This is a genomic window from Sulfitobacter sp. IGS-18 (genome assembly GCF_059628195.1).
In genome coordinates, this window is the sequence record NZ_CM184556.1 from 2460565 (window position 1) to 2482165 (window position 21601).

17 protein-coding genes are annotated in these 21601 nt (G+C 63.7%); 7 read left to right on the forward strand and 10 right to left on the reverse strand.

From position 1 onward, the window contains the following. Positions 1-16 precede the first annotated feature (16 nt). On the forward strand, positions 17-1192 hold the full coding sequence (locus ACWNZ3_RS11895) for a BaiN/RdsA family NAD(P)/FAD-dependent oxidoreductase (protein ID WP_496900064.1): 1176 nt from the start codon (positions 17-19) through the stop codon (positions 1190-1192). Here ACWNZ3_RS11895 and murD read toward each other — a convergent pair whose 3' ends face one another. After that, a complete protein-coding gene (gene murD, locus ACWNZ3_RS11900) occupies positions 1193-2593 on the reverse strand; it encodes a UDP-N-acetylmuramoyl-L-alanine--D-glutamate ligase (RefSeq protein ID WP_496900065.1) in 1401 nt (466 codons plus the stop codon). Between the two features lie 73 nt (positions 2594-2666). On the opposite strand from murD, the gene ACWNZ3_RS11905 reads away from it, so the two are divergent. Further along, positions 2667-3578, forward strand: a complete 912-nt coding sequence (locus ACWNZ3_RS11905) for a glutaminase (RefSeq protein WP_114276578.1) — start codon at positions 2667-2669, stop codon at positions 3576-3578. Positions 3579-3787: 209 nt separating this feature from the next. On the opposite strand, the gene mraY is transcribed toward ACWNZ3_RS11905, so the two are convergent. From mraY to mraZ, 7 genes are read right to left on the reverse strand one after another with little or no spacing between them, the layout of a single operon-like run. Beyond that, positions 3788-4870: a phospho-N-acetylmuramoyl-pentapeptide-transferase gene (mraY, locus tag ACWNZ3_RS11910; RefSeq protein ID WP_274575087.1), complete on the reverse strand. Its 1083-nt coding sequence runs from the start codon at positions 4868-4870 to the stop codon at positions 3788-3790. A 42-nt stretch (positions 4871-4912) separates the two neighbouring features. Then, positions 4913-6340, reverse strand: coding sequence for a UDP-N-acetylmuramoyl-tripeptide--D-alanyl-D-alanine ligase (locus tag ACWNZ3_RS11915; protein ID WP_496900066.1), 1428 nt, complete (start codon positions 6338-6340; stop codon positions 4913-4915). Further along, complete coding sequence (locus tag ACWNZ3_RS11920; protein ID WP_496900067.1) at positions 6337-7821, reverse strand: UDP-N-acetylmuramoyl-L-alanyl-D-glutamate--2,6-diaminopimelate ligase; 1485 nt, start codon at positions 7819-7821, stop codon at positions 6337-6339. The genes ACWNZ3_RS11915 and ACWNZ3_RS11920 overlap by 4 nt, the downstream gene beginning before the upstream one ends. 30 nt (positions 7822-7851) lie before the next feature. Further along, a complete protein-coding gene (locus ACWNZ3_RS11925; protein WP_269363704.1) occupies positions 7852-9639 on the reverse strand; it encodes a peptidoglycan D,D-transpeptidase FtsI family protein in 1788 nt (595 codons plus the stop codon). Beyond that, positions 9636-9998, reverse strand: coding sequence for a cell division protein FtsL (gene ftsL / locus ACWNZ3_RS11930; RefSeq protein ID WP_114276583.1), 363 nt, complete (start codon positions 9996-9998; stop codon positions 9636-9638). Before ftsL ends, ACWNZ3_RS11925 begins: the two co-directional genes overlap by 4 nt. Before the next feature lie 2 nt (positions 9999-10000). Next, complete coding sequence (rsmH, locus tag ACWNZ3_RS11935; protein WP_496900068.1) at positions 10001-10990, reverse strand: 16S rRNA (cytosine(1402)-N(4))-methyltransferase RsmH; 990 nt, start codon at positions 10988-10990, stop codon at positions 10001-10003. Positions 10991-10995: 5 nt separating this feature from the next. Next, a complete protein-coding gene (mraZ, locus tag ACWNZ3_RS11940) occupies positions 10996-11487 on the reverse strand; it encodes a division/cell wall cluster transcriptional repressor MraZ (protein ID WP_114276585.1) in 492 nt (163 codons plus the stop codon). A 951-nt stretch (positions 11488-12438) separates the two neighbouring features. Between mraZ and ACWNZ3_RS11945 the strand changes: the two genes are divergently transcribed. Together ACWNZ3_RS11945 and ACWNZ3_RS11950 are read left to right on the forward strand one after the other, a co-directional pair. Then, positions 12439-13854, forward strand: a complete 1416-nt coding sequence (locus tag ACWNZ3_RS11945) for a CAP domain-containing protein (protein WP_496900069.1) — start codon at positions 12439-12441, stop codon at positions 13852-13854. A gap of 159 nt (positions 13855-14013) precedes the next feature. Beyond that, positions 14014-14805 carry a hypothetical protein gene (locus ACWNZ3_RS11950; RefSeq protein WP_496900070.1) on the forward strand — a complete coding sequence of 264 codons (792 nt, stop codon included), beginning with the start codon at positions 14014-14016 and terminating at the stop codon, positions 14803-14805. A gap of 12 nt (positions 14806-14817) precedes the next feature. Here ACWNZ3_RS11950 and ACWNZ3_RS11955 read toward each other — a convergent pair whose 3' ends face one another. After that, entirely contained in the window at positions 14818-15891 is a 1074-nt protein-coding gene (locus ACWNZ3_RS11955) for an Mrp/NBP35 family ATP-binding protein (protein ID WP_274575081.1), read from the reverse strand. A 494-nt stretch (positions 15892-16385) separates the two neighbouring features. Between ACWNZ3_RS11955 and ACWNZ3_RS11960 the strand changes: the two genes are divergently transcribed. Further along, a complete protein-coding gene (locus tag ACWNZ3_RS11960; protein ID WP_114276589.1) occupies positions 16386-16598 on the forward strand; it encodes a DUF1127 domain-containing protein in 213 nt (70 codons plus the stop codon). A 442-nt stretch (positions 16599-17040) separates the two neighbouring features. Here ACWNZ3_RS11960 and ACWNZ3_RS11965 read toward each other — a convergent pair whose 3' ends face one another. After that, positions 17041-19383, reverse strand: coding sequence for an ATP-dependent helicase (locus tag ACWNZ3_RS11965; protein WP_496900071.1), 2343 nt, complete (start codon positions 19381-19383; stop codon positions 17041-17043). A 207-nt stretch (positions 19384-19590) separates the two neighbouring features. Between ACWNZ3_RS11965 and ACWNZ3_RS11970 the strand changes: the two genes are divergently transcribed. Continuing rightward, positions 19591-20361, forward strand: a complete 771-nt coding sequence (locus ACWNZ3_RS11970) for a PAS domain S-box protein (protein WP_496900072.1) — start codon at positions 19591-19593, stop codon at positions 20359-20361. A 59-nt stretch (positions 20362-20420) separates the two neighbouring features. Next, the gene (locus tag ACWNZ3_RS11975; RefSeq protein ID WP_496900073.1) at positions 20421-21560 is read left to right on the forward strand and encodes an alpha-hydroxy acid oxidase; all 1140 of its coding nucleotides are present in this window, start codon (positions 20421-20423) and stop codon (positions 21558-21560) included. The last annotated feature ends 41 nt before the right edge of the window (positions 21561-21601 follow it).

Consider the following 21601-nt stretch of genomic DNA (forward strand, 5'->3'; position numbering starts at 1 on the left):
CGGGCAAGCCGCTGGCATGAAAGTGGATACGGCAATCATTGGCGCGGGTGCGGCCGGCATGATGTGCGCGGCACATGCCGGGGGCCGTGTGCTTGTGGTCGATCACGCCAGGGCACCGGGCGAAAAGATCCGCATCTCCGGCGGCGGGCGGTGCAATTTCACCAACCTCCACTGCGACCCCTCCGCCTTTCTCAGCCAGAATCCGCATTTCGCGAAATCCGCGCTTGCCCGCTATACCCAATGGGATTTCATCGCTTTGGTCGAAGCCCATGGCATCCCCTGGCATGAAAAGACTTTGGGGCAATTGTTCTGTGACACCTCCGCCAGGGATATCGTCGCGATGCTGCGCCGGATGATGCAGGTGGCCGGGGCGGAGCTGCATTTGCAAACTACCGCATCACAGTTTGCAAAGTCACCGGAGGGCTTTACCTTTGACCTGCAAGGCCCTGATTATACTGGAAAGATCACCGCCAGAAATCTTGTCGTCGCTTCGGGGGGCAAATCCATCCCGAAAATGGGCGCAACCGGCCTTGCCTATGAGATCGCGCGCCGCTTCGACCTGCCGGTGACGGAAACACGCGCGGGCCTTGTGCCCTTCACCTTTGCCGATGGCCGCTTTGCCGAGATATCCGGCGTCGCCACACCGGCCCGCGTTACCGCAGGCGGCACCAGCTTTGACGAGGCGCTGCTGTTCACCCATCGGGGCCTCTCCGGCCCTGCCGTCCTGCAAGCCTCCTCCTATTGGAAAGAGGGTGAGGACATTACGATAAACCTTTGCCCTGAAACAAATATCCTCGAAGAGCTGAAGGCACGCCGTCAGGCACGGGGCCGCAAGAACCTGACCACGGAACTGGCCCAGCATCTGCCCGCGCGGTTGGTCGAACACCTGGCCAGCCAGCTGGACCTGAGCGGCAATCTGGCGGATTGGTCAGACACACGTTTGCAAAATCTCGTGACGCATTTGCAAAACTGGCATCTGACCCCCGGCGGCACCGAAGGTTACCGCACCGCCGAAGTCACCCTTGGCGGTGTCGATACCGCCGCGCTCTCCTCCCGCTCGATGATGAGCAAGACGGTGCCCGGGCTTTATTTCATTGGCGAAGCGGTGGATGTCACCGGCTGGCTGGGCGGCTACAATTTCCAATGGGCCTGGTCCTCCGCCATGGCGGCCGCCCGCGACATCGCCGGTTGATCAGCCGCCGGTCGCTGCCGCGACCTGTGCCGCGAAATCCTCGCCCCGGCGTTCGAAACTGTCGTATTGGTCAAAACTGGCCGCCGCCGGCGCCAGCAGCACCACATCCCCCGGTTCCGCCTCTGCCACCGCGCGGGCCACGGCGACCTCCATCGTGCCACAGACCTCCGCCTCCACGTTCAGCTGCATGGCAAATCCGGCAGCCTCGCGCCCGATCACATAGGCCTTGCGCACGCCGCCCGTGGCAGCGGCCAGCCCTTCCAGCCCGCCTTCCTTCTCAAGCCCGCCACAAATCCAGCGAATCTTGTCGAAAGCCATCAGCGCCTTGGCGGCGGAATCCACATTGGTCGCCTTGCTGTCGTTGACATAGCGCACGCCGCCCACCTCCGCGATGGTCTGGGACCGGTGCGGCAACCCGCCAAAGCTGTGAAACGCCGCCTCGATCACCCGCGGTGCCAGCCCCAGCGACCGGCAGGCGGCATAGGCCGCGCAGGCATTCTGATGATTATGCGCCCCCGGCAGCCCCGCCACCCCGCGCAGATCCACGGAAGCCACCTGCTTGCCCTTGCGGTATTCCGACAGGAACCCCTTGCGCGCAAAGACCTGCCAGCCCGGCCCGGTCAGCTTGCGCGTCACGCTGACCCGGATCACCCGGTCATCGGCCCGCCCTTCGGTCATCTGCCCGGCCAGGTATTGCCCCTCCACCTCGTCCACGCCGATCACCGCGCGGTCCGGCCCGCCCTCGGCAAAGAGCCGCCGCTTCGCCGAGAAATAGCCGCCCATCCCGTGGTGCCGGTCCAGGTGATCGGGGCTGAGATTGGTGAAGACCGCCACATCCGGCGTCAGCGCCCGCGCCAGATCGGTCTGGTAGCTGCTCAGCTCCAGCACCACGACCTCGCCGTCCACCGCAGGCTCCAGGTCCAGCACCCCGCGGCCGATGTTGCCGGCCAGCTGGCAGGGCCGCCCGGCCTCTTCGAGAATGTGATGGATCAACGCCGAGGTGGTGGATTTCCCGTTCGATCCGGTCACCGCCACCACCCGCGGCATCGCGTCGAACCCGTTCCAGTCCGATGTGGCAAAGCTTTGAAAGAACAGGCCGATGTCATTGTCCACCGGCACGCCCGCGTCCAGCGCCGCCGCCACAACCGGGTTTGGCGCCGGGTAAAGATGCGGAATACCGGGGCTGACGATCAGCCGGGCGATGGCTTCGAAGGCACCGGGTTTCTTCAGATCGGCACAGGTCAGCCCCTCGGCCTCTGCCCTGGCGCGGGCATCGGGATTGTCGTCCCAGCACAGCGGCAGGGCACCGCCCGCCACCAGCGCACGCGCCGCCACCAGACCCGACCGGCCCAGCCCCAGCACCGCCACCTGCGCACCTTCCAATCCCCGTACTGGAATCATTGCATCACCCCTGCTACCCGTTGGCCCGCAGAATGGTCGCAATACGCGCCCTTCACAAGCCGGAGCGCCCAGAATGCCAAACCTCGATACCATCCTGCACCAGCTTGACCAAAAGGCCCGCCTGGATGCCGACTGGGGCCAGGTGGCCAGCTACATTCCGCAGCTGGCCCGGGTCGATCCGGCACAATTCGCGATTTCCGTCGTCACCGCCGATGGCCAGCTGCACCAGGCCGGCGACCATGGCGTGGCTTTCTCCGTCCAGTCGATCACCAAGGTTTTCACCCTTGCCATCGCCCTTGGCCGCTCGGGCGACCAGCTCTGGACACGGGTGGGCCGCGAACCCTCGGGCCGGGCCTTCAACTCCATCGTCCAGCTCGAACAGGAAAACGGCCGCCCCCGCAACCCCTTCATCAACGCAGGCGCCATCGTCACCACCGATGCGGTGCTGGGCAACCGCGCCCCGCGCGAAGCCCTGGCCGAGATCATCCATTTCGTGCGCAGCGCCGCCGGATCCGGCGATATCCACATCAACGAAACCGTCGCGGCCTCGGAAACCGCCTATGGCCACCGCAACTTCGCGCTCGCGCATTTTCTGGCGGCACATGACAATCTGACCAACAGCCCCGACAAGGTGCTGGGCACCTACTTCCACCATTGCGCCATCGAGATGACCACCGCCCAGCTGGCCATGGCGGGCCGCTTCCTGATTCACGCGCCAAACATGCCGCGGCTGGTCTCACCCCGCCGCATCCGCAGGCTGAACGCGATGATGCTCACCTGCGGCCATTACGACGGCTCGGGCGACTTCGCCTACCGTGTCGGCATTCCGGGCAAAAGCGGCGTCGGCGGTGGCATCCTCGCCATCGTGCCGCACCAGGCCGCCATCGCGGTCTGGAGCCCGGGTCTCAACCGCTACGGCAATTCCCACCGCGGCACCGAAGCGCTCGCCGAACTGACCACCAGGATGGGCTGGTCGATCTTCTAGAGCGTCCCGCCTTTGCCCTGAGGCAGATGACAGCACCATGTCCCGAGAGCGCGCCGCGCGGCAGGCAATGGCGCATCAACTTCAAGACGGGGCGCGGTGACCCCCGCTTCATTGTTCCCCAAATATACCGGAGGTGTGGAGGCAGCGCCTCCACCGGCGCGCGCCCCGGCGCGCCGCCCCCGCCCGCGGCACGCGGCGCGCCAGCGCGGTTACCGGACCTTCAGCGTCGCCAGACCGATCATGGCGAGGATCAGCGAGATGATCCAGAACCGGATCACGATCTGCGGCTCGGCCCAGCCCTTCTTTTCATAGTGATGGTGGATCGGCGCCATCAGAAAGACCCGTTTGCCGGTGCGCTTGAAGTAGAGCACCTGAATGATCACCGACAGCGCCTCCACCACGAACAACCCGCCGACAATCGCCAGCACCAGCTCGTGCTTGGTCGCCACCGCAATCGCCCCCAGGGCACCGCCCAGGGCCAGGGACCCGGTGTCGCCCATGAAGACCGCAGCCGGCGGCGCGTTGTACCAAAGGAAACCAAGCCCCCCGCCAAAGAGCCCGGCGGTAAAGATCAGGATTTCACCGGTGCCGGGCACGTAATGCACATCCAGATAATCGGTGAAATCGACCCGCCCCACCGCATAGGCAATGACCCCCAACGTGCCGGCCGCGATCATCACCGGCATGATCGCAAGACCGTCCAGACCGTCGGTCAGGTTCACCGCATTGGCCGCCCCCACGATCACGATGATCGAGAAGGGCACAAAGAGGACCCCGAGGTTGATCAGCGTATCCTTGAAGACCGGCAGCGCCAGCTGATATTGCAGCGCTTCGGGATGATATTGCGCGGCCCAGAATCCGGCAATGCCCGAAATCAGAAATCCCAACAATAACCGTATCTTGCCGGACACACCTGATGTGTTCTGCTTGCTGACCTTGGCGTAGTCATCCGCAAATCCGATGGCGGCAAAGCTCATGGTCACGAAAAGTACCAGCCAGACAAAGGGATTGTCGAGCCGCGCCCAGAGCAGTGTCGAGGTCAGCAGCGCCCCCACGATCAGCAGCCCGCCCATGGTCGGCGTGCCCGCCTTCACGAAATGCCCCTCGGGGCCATCGTCGCGGATCGGCTGGCCCTTGCCCTGCCTGCGGCGCAGCACCGCGATCAGCGGCCGCCCGAAGAGAAAGCCGAACACCAGCGCGGTCAGGAAAGCCCCCCCCGCACGGAAGGTGATGTAACGAAACAGGTTAAAGAAATCACCGCCATCCGAAAGCAGGGTCAACCAATAGAGCATTCAAACGCGTCCTTACTCAACATCTTGTCACATCACCCCGGGTTACAGGGTTTCAACCGGATGGCCCATTTTGCGGATGGCGTCAACAATCGCCCCCAGTTTCATTGAAAGCGACCCTTTGGCCAGCACCACATCCCCGGAATCGAGCAGCCCGCGCAGGTCCGGCAGGACCTCGGCAGAGGTTTCGGCCCGGATCCCGCGCTGGTGTTCGGGCAGCAGGTCATGCAGCGATCCCATCAGCGGGCCGATGCAATGCACCACATCCAGCGCCTGGGTCGCAGGCAGATGGGCAAGGCCCGCGTGCAGCGCCACCGCATCGGGGCCCAGTTCCTTCATGTCACCGAGAAAGGCGATCCGCCGCCCCTTGCTGACCCGGCCGATGTCATGGGTCACCTCTGAGGCGGCCAGAACTTCAAGTGCGGCGGCCATCGAGGTCGGATTGGCATTGTAGCTGTCGTCGATCAGGGCCAGCGTCAGATGGGTTTCGATCGGGTCGAGCACGATCACCTCGCGCACGCCGCGCCCCTTGTAGGGCTGCCAGCGGCCCAGCGATTGCGCCGCCAGCGCCATATCGACCCCCAGCGCATGGCAGACCGCCAGCGCCCCAAGGCCGTTCATCGCGAAATGGCGCCCCGGCGTGGCGATCTTGAACAGGATCGGGACATCCTCATGGCTGGCCTGCACCACGGTGGTATCGGCCTGCACATGCACGTCCAGCAGTTTGAAGTGATGGCCATGCAGGCCGAATTCCAGTTCCCGCAAGCGGCAGTCCACCGCCTTGGCCATCAGGATCGCCGCATGTTCGATATCGGCGTTGATCACGGCCCAGCCGCCCGGTTTCACCCCTTCAAAGATCGAGGCCTTTTCAACGGCGATCCCGGCCAGATCGTCGAAGGCCTCCAGATGGGCGGCGGCAACGGTGGTGACCATCGCCACATCCGCCTGGGCCATCCGCGCCAGCGGGGCGATCTCTCCGGGGTGGTTCATGCCGATCTCGATGATGGCGAATTCGGTGTCGGCAGGCATCCGCGCCAGGGTCAGCGGCACCCCCCAGTGGTTGTTGTAGCTGGCCACGCTGGCATGGGTCCGGCCCTGGTCGCCAAGCATCGCCAGTAGCATTTCCTTGGTCGAGGTCTTGCCGACACTGCCGGTCACCGCGACCACCCTGGCCCGGGTCCGCGCACGGGCCGCCTGCCCCAGCTTTTCAAGCCCCGCCAGCACGTCATCGACAATCAGCAATGGCGCATCCTTGGCCAGGCCTTCGGGGATGCGCGACACCAGGGCGGCACCCGCGCCGCTCTCCAGCGCCTGCGCCACAAAGTCATGGCCGTCGCGGACATCCTTCAGCGCGACAAAGAGGTCGCCCTTTTCTATTGTCCTCGTGTCGATGGACACGCCGTCACAGGTCCATTCCCCCAGCGCCCGCCCGCCGGTGGCTGCCGCGGCCTCCGCTGCCGTCCAGAGCGTCATGCAAGCCTCCCGTCCAGCGCCGCCACGGCAACGCTTGCCTGTTCCACATCGTCAAAGGGCAGCACATCCTGCCCCACGATCTGCCCCGTCTCATGGCCTTTGCCCGCGATCAGCAGCGCATCTCCCGGTCCCAGCAGGTCGATGCCGCGCAGGATCGCCTCGGCCCGGTCGCCGACTTCCATCGCCCCGGGCGCGCCTTCGAGGACCGCCGCGCGGATGCTTGCGGGATCTTCGGAGCGGGGATTGTCGTCGGTAACGATCACCGTGTCGGCATGGGTCATCGCCGCCGCCCCCATCAGGGGCCTTTTGGCCCGGTCACGGTCACCGCCCGCGCCGACGATGGCAATCAGACGGCCCATCACATGCGGGCGCATCGCGGCCAGCGCGGTGGCAATGGCATCGGGCGTATGGGCATAATCGACAAAGACCGCCGCCCCGTTGCCCCGGGTCGCGGCAAGCTGCATGCGGCCCCGTACCGTGGTCAGATGCGGAAATGTATCAAAAACCTCCTGCGGTTGCCCGCCGCAGGCGATCACGAGGCCAGCAGCCAGCAGCACATTGTCGGCCTGAAACCCGCCGATCAGTTCCAGCCGTTTCTGCACCGCCTTGCCCTGCCATTCAAAGCGCAGGTCCTGCCCGGTCGCGTCATAGCGCTGCGCCGTCAGGTGCAGATCGCCGCCGTCGCGGCCCATGGTCAGCACCTCGCAGCCGCGCGCGCGGGCAATCGCGGCCATGTCGACCCCGCGGGGGTCGTCGGTGTTGATCACCGCCGTGCCATCCTCTGCCAGCACGCGGGCAAACAGCCCCGCCTTGGCGTCGAAATAGGCGTCAAAGGTCTCGTGATAATCCAGATGATCCTGGGTGAAGTTGGTAAAGCCCGCGGCGCGCAGGGTCACGCCATCAAGCCGCCGCTGGTCCAGCCCGTGGCTGGAGGCCTCCATCGCCGCATGGGTGATGCCATTGTCCGCCGCCGCGCGCAGGGTGCGATGCAGGGTGATCGGCTCCGGCGTGGTATGGGCCAGCGGCGCGGTCCAGGCCCCCTCCACACCGGTGGTGCCAAGGTTCACGGCAGCAAAGCCCATCTCGATCCAGATCTGGCGCACAAAGGTCGAAACGGAGGTCTTGCCATTGGTCCCGGTCACCGCCGTCATGGTTTTGGGCTGGCCGCCGAACCACAGGGCAGCGGTGCGCGCCAGCGCCTCGCGGGGAACGTCAGAGACCACCAGCGCGGCCCCGGCGGCGCGGATCGCATCGCCTGCCATCGCGGCCCCCTCGGGGTCGGTCAGAACCGCCACGGCACCGTCGCCAAGCGCCTTGCCGATGAACCGCGCGCCATGGACCTGGGTGCCGGGCATCGCCGCAAACAGGCACCCCGGCCCGACCTTGCGGCTGTCCACCTGCAGGTCTTCGATTGTCGGATTCGCCCCATTGGCCGCCATCAGGCCAAGGGAGTTCAGAGATGTTTTTCGGGGGCTGCTCATGGCTGCGCCTTTGCGGCTTGGTTCTTGAGGCTAGTTGTTGCCCGCAAGCGTTACCACAGCCTCCTCAAGCGGTTCAACAGTGGGTCGCAGCCCCAGCAGCGGCGCAATCCGGCGGATCATCTCAGCCGCAACCGGCACGGCGGTCCAGCCCGCGGTACGGCGCGGTTTCGCGCCGGAGGTTTCGACCGCTTCGTCCAGCGTGACGATCAGCACGTATTTGGGATCATTTGCCGGGAAAAAGGATGCGAATGTCGCGATCACCTTGTCCTTGTAATATCCGCCCGTGGGTTTGGGTTTGTCCGCTGTACCGGTCTTGCCCGCGATCTGGTAACCCGGCACTTCGGCAAAGCTTGCGGTGCCGTCGGTGACCACCTTGCGCAGGATCCGGCGCGCATCGGCCGAGGCATTGGCCGAGATCAGGCGCGGCCCGAGCTGGGGGGTTTCCTGTTTGATCAGCGTCGGTTTGACCTGATATCCGCCATTGGCCAGCATCGCATAGCCCGCCGCCAGATGCATCGGGCTGCTGGACATGCCATGGCCATAGGAAATCGTGACCGATGACAGTTCGGTCCAGCGTTTCGGCAGCAATGGCTTGCCACCTGCGGCCTCCACGATCTCGAAGGGGGTCGCCTCGAAGAAACCCAGCTTCTTGAGGAATTCCTGCTGCCTGGCCGCCCCGATCTGCAGGGCGAGCCGCCCGGTGCCCCGGTTCGACGAATGGACGATGATATCCGCCACGCTCAGCTTGCCGTAGTTCTTGCCATGGAATTCGCCGATCCTGAAACCGCCGACCTTCATCGGCCCGGCGGTGTCGATCACGGTGTCTGCATTGACCAGCCCCAGTTCGATCGCCTGTGTTGCCGCAAAGATCTTGAAGGCCGAGCCCAGTTCGTAAACCCCCTGAACCGAGCGGTTGAACAGCGGGCTGTCCGAGGCATCCCCCTTTGTTGCAGGCCGGGGGCGGTCGTTGGGATCGAAACTAGGCAAGGAGACGACACTGACCACTTCGCCGGTCTTCACGTCCATCAGGACCGATGTGGCGCCCTTTGCATTGAACAGTTTCATCCCGCCCGCCAGCACCTGTTCGGCGGCCGCCTGAACGGTCAGGTCCAGCGACAGCTGCAGCGGCTTGTTGCCGTTGGCAGGGTCGCGCAAATAGTCGTCAAAGTATTTCTCGACGCCCGCCACACCGATGACTTCGGCGGCATGTACGCCTTCCTTGCCAAAGCTGGCGCCGCCCATCACATGGGCCGCCAGCTTGCCATTGGGATAAAGACGCATGTCGCGCGGTGCGAACAACAGGCCCGGATCGCCGATGTCATGCACCGCCTGCATCTGCTCGGGGCTGATTTTCTTCTTGATCCACAGGAACTTGCGCTTGCCGGTGAAATCCTTGAGCAGAAGTTCCTCGTCCAGGTCCGGGAAAACACCCACCAGCTTTTTGGCCGCGGCTGCCGGGTCCACCATATGGCGGGGCTGGGCATAAAGCGCATGGGTCTCGAAATTGGTCGCCAGAATGTTGCCGTTGCGGTCCACGATATCCGCCCGCGAGGCCGAGATCACGGCACCCGGCGCATGGGCGCGCGGCTCCACCGCTTCGGAAGTTGCCAGAAGCCCCATACGCGCGCCCACCACGGAAAAGGCGCAGAAAAAGAACACGCCCAGCACCAGCAACCGCCCTTCGGCGCGTTGCCGCGACCGGTCGCGCATCTGCTCGTGCCGGATGCGCTTGTTCTCGCGTTCGATGGCGTCGGGGTTCTCGCCCCGCTGGCGGGCATCCAGAATACGCGCCAGCGGGCGCAGCGGTGTGCGGATCATAGCGGGTCCTCCTGGCTGTCGGGAGCATTCATGGTCGAGACATCGACCGGATCGGTGATCGGCAGCAGCGGTGCCGGCGGATAGGCCACCTGGTCCACCGCGCCGAACTGGTCGGGTTGCAGCGGCAAAAGCCCCAGCCGGTCAAAGTTGAGCACCGCCAGGTCGCGCAGCCGTTCGGGGCGGTTCTGATAGGCCCATTCCGCCTTGAGCACGGCGAGGCGCGCATAGGCGCCGCGAATATTGGCATGCAGCTTGTCAGCTTCGCTCAGCGCCTGCTGGGTCGCGTAATTCTCGCGGTAGGCCCAGAAGGCCAGTCCGATGACCGCCATGGAGGTGAGAACGTATAAGACTGCTCGCATCGTTACTGTCCCTTGACCATCGGCATCCCGATGGATTTCGCATCAACCGCACCGCTGGGTGCATCCGTTCTGATCGCCACCCGAAGCTTTGCCGACCGGCTGCGCGGGTTTTCGTCCAGTTCCTGCGCGTCCGGCCCGATGGCCTTGCGCTTTTCCACCCGGAACTGAGGCTCCGGGCGGTCAACCTCGGGGGCAAAGCGGTTGGCATTGCCGCCGCCGCCCGACCGGGCCGTCAGGAATCGTTTGACCATCCGGTCCTCGACCGAGTGAAAGGTCACGACAGCCAGTTGACCGCCGGGCCGCAGGGCGCGCTCTGCCGCCATAAGGCCTTGGAAAAGCTCGCCATATTCATCGTTGACCGCAATACGGATCGCCTGAAAGCTGCGGGTCGCCGGATGCGACTGACCGGGCTTGGCGCGCGGCAGGCAGCCTTCGATCAACTTTGCCAGTTGCAATGTGGTGGTGATCGGCGCCTCGGCACGGGCGCGCACGATTGCCTTGGCGATGCGACGGCTTGCGCGTTCCTCGCCATATTGGAACAGGATGTTGGCAATCAGCTCTTCGTCGCCCTCGTTCACCAGATCGGCAGCCGAGGGGCCGTCCTGCGACATGCGCATGTCCAGCGGCCCGTCGCGCATGAAGGAAAAACCGCGTTCGGCCAGGTCCAGCTGCATCGAGGACACACCGAGGTCGAGCACGATCCCGTCGAGATCCTGCGCATAGGTGTCCATCTTCGAAAACACGCCCTGCTGCATGGTGATCCGCTCGCCATAGGCATCGGCCCATTCCGCCGCCATCTCGAAGGCCAGCGGGTCGCGGTCCACCGCGATCACCCGGGACGCCCCCGCCTCTATCAGGCCGCGGGTATAGCCGCCTGCCCCGAAGGTGCCATCCAGCCAGACACCCGACACGGGTGCGACGGCAGCCAGCAAGGGGCGCAGCAGAACGGGAGTGTGGGGGGCAGTCTGTTGAGGGGAGGCCGCAGCAGCCATCAGGTTCAGGCCTCCTGATCGCCGTCCAGGAAGGCCATCGGATCGAAATCCTCAGGCAGGTCGGTTGCCCAGGCTTCCTCTTCGGCTTCGTAGGTTTCGGGTTTCCAGATCTGGAAGGTATCGCCGGTGGCGAAAAAGAACGCCTCGGCGTCCAGGTCGATCTTCTTGCGCAGCTTGGCGGGGAGCACCAGGCGGCCGGTTTCATCCACCGTGGTGGGAAAGGACTGACCATGGAACAGGCGTTGCAGCGCCTTACGGGCAACCGATCCACGCGGCAGCGCGTCGATCTTGCTGTCCACCTCGTCGATGGCTTCCATTGTATAGCATTCAAGGAAATTGCGCTTGGCATCGCCATAGACGATCACAAGCTCGGGGTTCTCGCCGGATTTCCAGTTGGGGTCGCCGGCTTCCAGCACACGCCGAAAAGAGGCCGGTATGGATACCCGCCCCTTGCTATCGACCTTGTGCTGGCTTTCGCCTCTGAACCTGCGGCCCACTTGTTTTCCTGCCTGCGCGCTTTGCGCTTATCTTCTTGTCGCGCCCCCGCGAATTTTCTGTCCTCTGGTCCGAAGTGATCTCCGGACATGGAAACGGCGGGTTGATCTGCTGCCACTGATCAACCCGCCGCCCTCGTCCCGCAGCTTGGCGGGGAAGTCCGACTGCGCGCGCCACCTGGGGGGATGTCTGCTCGCCCGCGCGCCGGATCTCTTTGGTCTGATGAAAGCGAGGTGCCTGTATGAAACCTGCTAGGTTTTATTTTTATTTGGGGTCGTTTGGTGCCCCGTGTCCCGTTCTCATCCGATGCACTAGGGATGCCACGGGAAATCATGGGCGTCTACATTTTTTTTGCCATAAACCCACGATATTTAGTTTTACACATGCTGGTGAGACTAAATCTGGTGGCGAAATTCCGGCCATTTTCCGCCTATTAAGTATGATTTTCAGAAATTAACACAATATATAGGGTCGCGTCATCGCGCGCCAAAACTTCCCACGAATTCCCAGAAAAATTCATCCGCAGATTTATCCACAGGGTATGTTCCACTCCTGTTCCATAAAACGAAGGCCAGATTCAAGGGAGATCAACCCATTTCCCATAAATTTGATTCGTATTCGGCAGGTTCTGGCCGAATCACCGGCCCGGGTCCCTCCCATTTCCCGCGATTTCCCAGAACACCGCCCCTGATGAGCGGTCTGTCCCATGATTGCCCAGAGAAAGCCCCCGCAACCTTTCCACCAGACCGGATTTCCCGTATAAAGGGAACTATCACCAGGGTTTCGCCTTGCCACCTGCACCGGCGCTGCCCCTTTTCGTTCACAGGAAAAGCCCAGAAAAAACCAAAAACAGGGCGAACCATGACCGCATTCCTGCCGTCAAACAGGTTTTAATCTTTCGACCCGATAACTAAGCGTCAGCCGTCCGGCGCCCACGATCAAAGGAATGATGAATGAGTATCGCTTCTGATATCGAAGCTTACATGTTGACGCTGATCAACGAGGTACGTGCCGAACATGGCCTGGGGGCGCTGACCCTTGAAATGAATCTGAACCAATCCGCAGACGACCATAGCGACTGGATGATCCGGACCGATACCTTCAGCCATACCGGCGTCGGTGACAGCACGTCGAACGATCGCATTCGGGCCGCAGGCTTTGACCTTTCCGGCGCCTGGCGCACGGGAGAGAACCTTGCGGTTCAGACCATTCGCGGCCCGGATGGCCTGTGGGACGATGTGCGCGACCTGCATGAGGGGCTGATGAACTCCGCCTCGCACCGGGCGAATATCCTGAATGCAAGCTATACCCACATCGGCATCGGCATTGACGTCGGCCCGATGAGCTATGGCACCGGCACCTTTTACAACTCCATCGTCGTCACCCAGAACTTTGGCGCGACCCAGGGCGCCCTGGACGAGCAGATCATGGGTGACGCCCGCGCCAACGTGATCGAAACATCCTTTGGCGAGGATTATATCACCGGTGGCGCAGGCAATGATCTGATCAGCACCGGCAGCGGCCACGACACCATCGACGGCGGCGGCGGCAATGACAGCGTCCGCGCAGGCGATGGCGCGGACTTTGTACGGGGTGGCATTGGCGCGGACGATCTGCACGGCAATGCCGGGTCTGACACCATCCTGGGTGATATCGGCAATGATGCCATCCTCGGCGGCAACGGGAACGATCTGCTGCGCGGCGGCGCGCAGGAGGACAGCATCGCCGGTGGCGAGGGCAATGACCGCATCTTTGGCGAAGGCGGCTTTGACCTGCTGCGCGGTGGTGCGGGCAATGACACCATCGACGGCGGGGATCAGGCCGACAACCTATACGGCGACGGCGGTGACGACCTGCTGCTGGGCGGTGCCGGCTTCGACCGGCTGTTCGGCGGTGACGGCAATGACATGCTCCTTGGCGGCGATACCGGTGACGCCCTGTTCGGCCAGCTGGGCAATGACACCCTGCGCGGCGAAGACGGCGATGACCGCTTTTTCGGCGGTGAGGGCAATGACCTGATCGAGGGTGGCAACGGCAATGACGCGATGAGAGGTGGCGCGGGCTTTGACCGGCTGGACGGGGGGGCAGGCAATGACGTGCTGGTCGGCCTTTTCAATGCCGATACCTTTGTCTTTGCGGATATGGCTGGCGGCTTTGGCAACGACACCATCAATGATTTCGACGCCAACAACCGCTTTGAGCGGATCGACCTCAGCGCGGTACATGCGATTGCCGATTTCAACGACCTGATCACGCACCACGTGCAGCAGGTCGGCCGCAGCGTGCTGATCGACGCAGGCGACAACAGTTCCATCCTTCTGCTTGGCGTCAGCCTGGGCGATCTCGACGGGACCGATTTCATCTTCTGACCTGCCCGGTTGAATGTGCCGATGGCCTGAAAGCTGCGGGAAACCGCAGCTTTTTCATTTCCAGCCGGATTGCTGACCTCCTGATCAAGAATTTGACTGCATCTGCTTGCACCGGCGCGGCACATTAGCCAAAAGGTTTATAACTTCAGGAGCATACTTTTGACCGTCGGACTAGCCATCATCGCCCATGCCATACGCATGTTGATTCATGAGCCGGGCACCACCCTGCGGGTGATCCTGCCGGGGCTGGCCATGGTCCTGCTCAGCACCATCGCCGCGACAGTGCTGGTGTCCGATGTGATTGCCGCCCTCTCCGGCAGCAACGCCAATGCGATACTTCAGATCGCCCCCGCCGATGTCCTGCTGATGCTGGCGCTGGGGCTGACCGGGCTGCTGGGCTATGCCCTGATGGCGATCCACTGGCACCGCCATGTCCTGCTGAACGGCCCGGAGCGCGCCCGGGACCTGCGTCCGGGCTGGAGCGTCATTGCCTTCTACATCTGGCGGGCCATCACCGTTGCCCTTGTCCAGATGCTGGCCGCCGTTCCGATTCTGACTGCCCTCACCGTGCTGGCCGGGTTCACCGGCTGGCAGGCCACGCCGGGCCAGACCGGTTCCTCCATGATCCTCGGGCTTCTGGCGGGCATCGCCTTTGTCTGGATCGCCCTGCGGTTCAGCATCACCCTGCCCGCCGCCGCCATGGGCCAGCGCATGGGCCTGCTGCAAAGCTGGATCGTCTCTGCCCCGATGTCCGGCGCGATCCTGTCGGTTGCGGCCCTGCTGTCCCTGATCAACGTGGCGACAAGCGTTACCCTGTCGCTGCTGCTGCCGGGTCCCGGCCCCGCGGGCCTGCTGCTGGAAACCTGTGTGTTCCTGGCCGAAGGGATCATCTTTGTCTCGGTCCTGACCACGCTCTACGGTCATCTGGTGGAAAAACGCCCCCTGGGCTGAAGCGGCGGCGGCTCAGGCCATGCCGCCCTTGACCAGCCCTTCCGCAATCCGCGCATAGGCCTGCGCCATCGGGCCGTCACCGGCGGCCACCGGCGTGCCCGCATCCCCCGCCAGACGGGTTTCCAGATCAATCGGCAAAGCCCCGAGCAAGGGCACGCCCATCTTCTCGGCCTCCGCCGCGACACCGCCATGCCCGAAGATCGCATGTTCCGCCCCGCAATCGGGACAGACAAACATCGACATGTTCTCGATCAGCCCCAGAACCGGGGTCTTGAGCGTCGCGAACATGTCGATGGCCTTGCGCGCGTCGATCAGGGCCACGTCCTGCGGCGTGCTGACAACAATCGCCCCGGTCAGTTCGGACTTGGTACAAAGGGTCAGCTGCACATCCCCCGTGCCCGGCGGCAGATCGACCAGCAGCACGTCCAGCTCCCCCCATTGCACCTGCCCCAGCATCTGCTGCAATGCGCCCATGAGCATCGGTCCGCGCCAGACCACCGCCTTGCCCTCTTCCATCATGAAGCCGATAGACATCATGGTGACCCCATGCGCCTGCAGGGGAATGATCGTCTTGCCATCCGGGCTGGCGGGACGCTTGTTCACCCCCATCATGCGGGGCTGGCTGGGGCCATAGATATCCGCGTCCAGCAGCCCCACCCGGCGGCCCTGACGCGCCAGCGCCACGGCAAGGTTGGAACTGACGGTGGATTTGCCTACCCCGCCCTTGCCGGAGGCAATGGCGAGAATGCGGTCCACCCCTGCGGGCCTGACCGGGCCCTCCTGCGGCTTGGGATGGCCCCCGATCTTCAGGCTGGGCGGTGCCGGCGGTTTCCTGGCCGGCCCATGTGCCGTCAGGGCCACGGAAACGCTGCGCACCCCCGGCAATTCCGCGACAACCTTTTCCGCCGCGTCGCGTAGCGGGCCCATGGCCTGCGCCACCTCGGCCGAGGGTGCCTCGATGACAAAGCGCACCACATCATCCTCGATCCGCAAGGCCCGGACCAGATCATGTTCGATCAGGTTCTTGCCATCGGGCAGGCTCACACGGGAAAGCGCGGTTTCGACATCGGTCTTGGTGATCGGCATGATAATCTCCTGTGGCTGCCCCTGACATGCCAGTTTCTGCAAAAATCACAAGGGGAGGCGCGCATCTGCCCAAGTCTTCGGCACTGCGCCCAGGAAACGTACCGGAACACCATGTTTTTGCTGCATAGCAGCATTGCAAAACTAATCATTGTGCAGACGCAGCATTGCGGCGATATTGTGTACAAGAAGCGCGGCAACGCCCTTCGAGAGAAAGACCAGACGGGGTCATCCTCCTCCCGACACCGTCTGTGATTGGCGGCGACATCCTCCTCCTCCCTGATGTCGCCGCCCTTTTTCTGTTCCCCCCCCCTGCCCGCAAGCACCGCGCCCTCCACAGCGCGGCGTTTCCGCATTCAGAACAATGACTTGCCGAAGATGCCGCCCATGCGCGCGCCGCATAACGGCAATGCAGCGATGGACGTTGTTCAGGATTTTTTGAGGCGTATATGCCTCTCATCCGAAACGACGATGATATGAAAACAAGAGGCGCCAAAATGGCATATTCGACACTGACAACCGCACCGACATCTTCCTTGCTCAGCCGCATCGGCTCCGCCTTTGATGCGCTGGCAACCCGCTACAAACAGCACCGTATGTACCGTGAAACATTCGACGGTCTCAGTGCATTGAGCAACCGCGACCTGGCCGACCTCGGCCTGAGCCGCAGCGACATCAAGCGCATTGCGATGGAAGCCGCCCGCGGCTGAGATACCTGAATCGGTCGTCCGCCTCCTCCCGGTTGGACGACTGGTACCCGGGGCCGCTGCACTTTCCTCCTCCCTGATGCAGCAGCGCCCCGACAAGACCCGAAGCCGATCCTCCCTTGACGCTTCGGGCCGACAAAGAGCAGCGGTGCCGTCCTCCCACGGCACCGCTGTTTCTTTATCCGCCCCCAAACACCTCTGGTCTGGCGCCGCCCTTGCTTGAACCTGGCAGGGCGCGCGACGGGCGGACACACCAGCCAAATCGCCGAGGGCCCCCGAAGGGGATACGGCTATTTTGCTTGTGGGGCCGCACGACGGGTGCCAGGACGGGATCAATCAAGGGTGGTGCCAGACCCTCTGGGATGGTGGGCCCGCAGCGAAAATCAAGCATGTCTTGCGCGCGCAGCGCGCTCCGCAGGATCACGCCTGCGTCAGGGCAGCCGTCTCAGAACGGCACGTCATCGCAGCCGGACAGGAATCGCGAGACCACCTTTTTCACCCCGGCCTTCTCGAAATCCACTTCCAGCTTGTCCCCTTCGATCCCGATGATCGCGCCATAGCCGAACTTCTGGTGAAACACCCGTTCACCCATGACAAAACTGCTGACAGCCTGCATGTCGATGGTCACATTGCGCTGCTCGCGCGGCTGGCTGATGCCACGTTCGCCCGCCCGCGCCTGCAGCCGCCGCCAGCCGGGCGAATTATAGACATTCGCCTCCGCCGCCGCTTCATGCAGGGTGCTTTTCGGCATCGCCGCCCCGAAACTGCCGCCATAAAGGCCGGGCGGGGTCAGCACTTCCACGTGGTCCTCGGGCAATTCGTCGATGAACCGCGAGGGCATGGCGCTTTGCCATTGGCCGAACACCATGCGGTTCCCGGCGAATGAGATCGTGCATAACTCCTCGGCCCGGGTGATTCCGACATAGGCCAGACGGCGCTCTTCCTCCAGCCCCTTGATCCCGCTCTCGTCCATGGAGCGCTGCGAGGGAAACAGCCCGTCCTCCCAGCCCGGCAGGAAGACGGCCGGAAATTCCAGCCCCTTGGCCGCATGCAGGGTCATGATGCTGACCTTCTCGCCGCCATCGTCGCTTTCATTGTCCATGATCAGGCTGACATGTTCCAGGAAACCCTGCAGGTTCTCGAATTGCTCCAGTGCCTTGACCAGTTCCTTGAGGTTGTCGAGCCGCCCCGGCGCCTCCGGCGTCTTGTCGTTCTGCCACATGCCGGTATAGCCGGATTCGTCCAGGATGATCTCTGCCAGCTCCACATGGCTGCTGCTGTCATCCGCCGCCCTGCGCCCCCAGCGGTCGATCCCCTCGATCAGCTGCCGCAGCTGCGCCGCACCCTTGCCGCCGATGCCGTCATGCGCGAGCAGGATGCGTGCGCCTTCCACCAGGTTCACGCCATGTTCGCGGGCGGTGGTCTGGATCTTCTGCTGCGCCACATTGCCCAGCCCCCGCTTGGGCGTGTTCACGATCCGCTCGAAGGCCAGATCGTCATCGGGCGAGGTCACCACCCGGAAATAGGCCATCGCGTCCCGGATCTCCAACCGCTCGTAGAAACGCGGCCCGCCGATCACCCGGTAGGGCAGACCGATGGTCAGGAACCGGTCCTCGAAGGCACGCATCTGGTGGCTGGCGCGCACCAGGATCGCCATGGAATCGAGCCCCATCGCATCCATCCCACGGGTGCCGCGCTGCATCGCCTCGATTTCCTCGCCGATCCAGCGGGCCTCTTCCTCACCGTCCCAATGGCCGATCAGGCGCACCTTCTCGCCCTCCTCGGCCTCGGTCCACAGCGTCTTGCCCAGCCGCCCCTCGTTGCCCGCGATCACGCCGGAAGCGGCGGCAAGGATATGCGGGGTTGAGCGGTAGTTCTGCTCCAGCTTGACCACATGCGCGCCGGGAAAGTCGGTCTCGAAGCGCAGGATGTTGCCCACTTCGGCGCCGCGCCAGCCATAGATCGACTGGTCGTCGTCGCCCACGCAGCAGATGTTGCGGTGCCCCTGCGCCAGCAGCCGCAGCCAGAGGTACTGGGCCACGTTGGTATCCTGGTATTCATCCACCAGAATATATCTGAACCAGCGCTGATATTGCTCCAGCACATCCGGGTGCCTTTGAAAGATCGTGACCATATGCAGCAGCAGGTCGCCGAAATCGCAGGCGTTCAGCTCTTTCAGCCGCCGCTGGTACTGATCGTAGATCTCGGTGCCGCGATTGTTATATAGCCCCGCATCGGCAGCAGGCACCTTTTCAGGCGTCAGCGCGCGGTTCTTCCAACTGTCGATGATTCCGGACAGCACCCGGGCGGGCCAGCGCTTGTCGTCGATGTTCTCTGCCGCAACCAATTGCTTGAGCAGGCGCAGCTGATCATCCGTGTCCAGAATGGTAAAGTTCGACTTCAGCCCCACCAGTTCGGCGTGGCGGCGCAGAAGTTTCACGCAGATGGCGTGGAACGTGCCCAGCCAGGGCATCCCCTCGACCTGCTGACCCAGCATCTGGCCCACGCGATTCTTCATCTCGCGCGCCGCCTTGTTGGTGAAGGTCACCGCCAGCACCTCATTGGGCCGCGCACGGCCCGTCACCATCAGGTGCACGATCCGCGTGGTCAGCGCCTTGGTCTTGCCGGTGCCCGCCCCCGCCAGCATCAGCACGGGGCCGTCCAGTTGTTCGACCGCGGCACGTTGCGCGGGGTTCAGACCATCCAGGTAGGGCTGCGGCCGCGCTGCCATTGCGCGGGCGGACAGCGACGCGCCTTCGAAGGCGTCCATTTCATCAAAGCTGCTCATGCCGCGAAACATAGCGAGTCGCGGGCCTGATGGAAAGCCAGGTTCTCATTATGTTCACGGCTCGTAAATCAACCCTAACAGAGCCTGAAAGTATCAGTCTAACCATATGCTTTAGAAGAATTTTCAACGGCTTTAACTGTTTACGGTTCTCTAACCAAATGGCGCTTAGTTTGTTTGGAGTTGGGCAACAAGAACAAGGAAGAAGCAATGTTCACCACAGCAGATGTCCGGGGCCTGCGGCGGCAGATCGACAGGTTCAATGTGCCCATGTTCATCGCCCAGCGCTACCGCGACACCGACACTTTTGAAATTCTCGCCCTGAACCGCCGGCACGAAATCGAAAGCGGCATGTCGATGAAGGGCGTGATGGGCAAACCCCTGAGTGATCTGTTGCCACCGAAACAGGCCGCCGCCGTCGCGGAGAAATATGAAAAATGCCTGACGGAAAAAAACCCCCAGCGCTACCGGGAGGTTCTGAACCTGCCAAGCGGGGCGATGATCTGGGATACGACCTTGCAATATGCGCATATCGCCGGACAGCCGGACCGGATCATCGGCAGCGCCATCGTGCTGGAGCGGATCGAACATGACGACCATGACGAGCTTGCCTTTCAGGACATGCGGTATCTTGCCGCCGCATCGGGCTGTGAGCTGGGCAAGGTATCCGCGCTGCTTGAAGCCGTGGAACAGGGACATTTCGATTCCGAACGTCTGGCAGGCTCGGCCGGGATGCTGGCCGGCCTGTGCCGCACGATTGATTCCAAGCTGAACGAAATCCGCACCGCCGCGGAAAAGCGTATCAATGACCGTGCCGCCCGCGCCCTTGCCCCTGCCCGGATCCACCTGATCGAAACGCCCAAGTCGCAAACCCACAACACGGATGAGGTTGACGCCGCGATCACGGCGCTGGTGGCGCTGATCGGTGCAATGCCGGATCACGACGCCCTGTCATCGCATCGGGCTTCCGCAAGCAACTGACGATCTGGCGCCGTCACCGGGCATCTGGACATTGCCATCTGACCCGGCACAAATGGCGCATGGACCTTCACAACAGATACCCCGCCATCGCCGACCTGCGCGCCCGCGCGCAACGGCGCATTCCGCCCTTTGTCTGGGAATACCTCGACAGTGGCACCGGCACCGAGGCCGCCAAGTCCCGTAACCGCACGGCGCTGGACCGGATCGGCATGATGCCATCGGTCCTGCATGGCGAGATCACGCCGGATCTGACCACGGAGTTTCTGGGTCAGACCTTCCCGGTCCCCTTCGGCATCGCACCGATTGGCATGTCGGGGCTGATCTGGCCCGGGGCCGAGGGCCATCTGGCCCGCGCCGCGGCCCGCCACGAGATCCCCTATGCGATCTCGACCGTCGCCACCCAGAGCCCCGAAGACATCGCCCCCGACCTGGGCAAACACGCCTGGTTCCAGCTTTACCCGCCCCGTGACCCCGAGATTCGCGCCGACATGCTGGCGCGCGCCCGCACCGCCGGTTTCGGCACGCTGGTCCTGACCGTGGATGTGCCCGCCTCCTCCCGGCGCGAACGGCAGGTACGCTCGGGGCTGACCAATCCGCCCCGGCTGACCCCACGGCTGCTGGCACAGGTGGCAACGCGGCCGACCTGGGCCTGGCAGACGGCGAAACGCGGCATGCCGCATATGCGGGGGCTGGACAAATATGTTACCGACGCCACTGCAAACCTGCCACCCACGGCGCATATGGGCTACCTGCTGCGCACCGCGCCCGACTGGGAGTATGTCGCCTGGCTGCGCGATGCCTGGGAGGGGCCCTTCATCGTCAAGGGCGTGCTGCGCCCCGACGACGCGGTGCGGCTGGCACAGATGGGCATTGACGCGGTCTGGGTCTCCAACCACGCGGGCCGCCAGTTCGACGGCGCCCCCGCCAGCATCGAGGCGCTACCGGACATCCGCGCCGCCACCACCCTGCCCCTGATCTTCGACAGCGGCATCGAAGGCGGGCTCGACATCCTGCGCGCGCTGGCGCTCGGGGCGGATTTCGTGATGCTGGGGCGGGCCTTCCATTTTGCCCTGGGCGCCCTTGGCCCGCGCGGCGCCGATCATCTGATCGACCTGCTGGCAAAGGACATGATCGCCAACATGGGCCAGCTGGGCCTGGCAGACCTCGCCACCCTGCCCGACCCGATCTTCCTGTCCTGAGGTCGCAATGCCGCTGCAAGACGCCGCAGCAAACCTTGCAA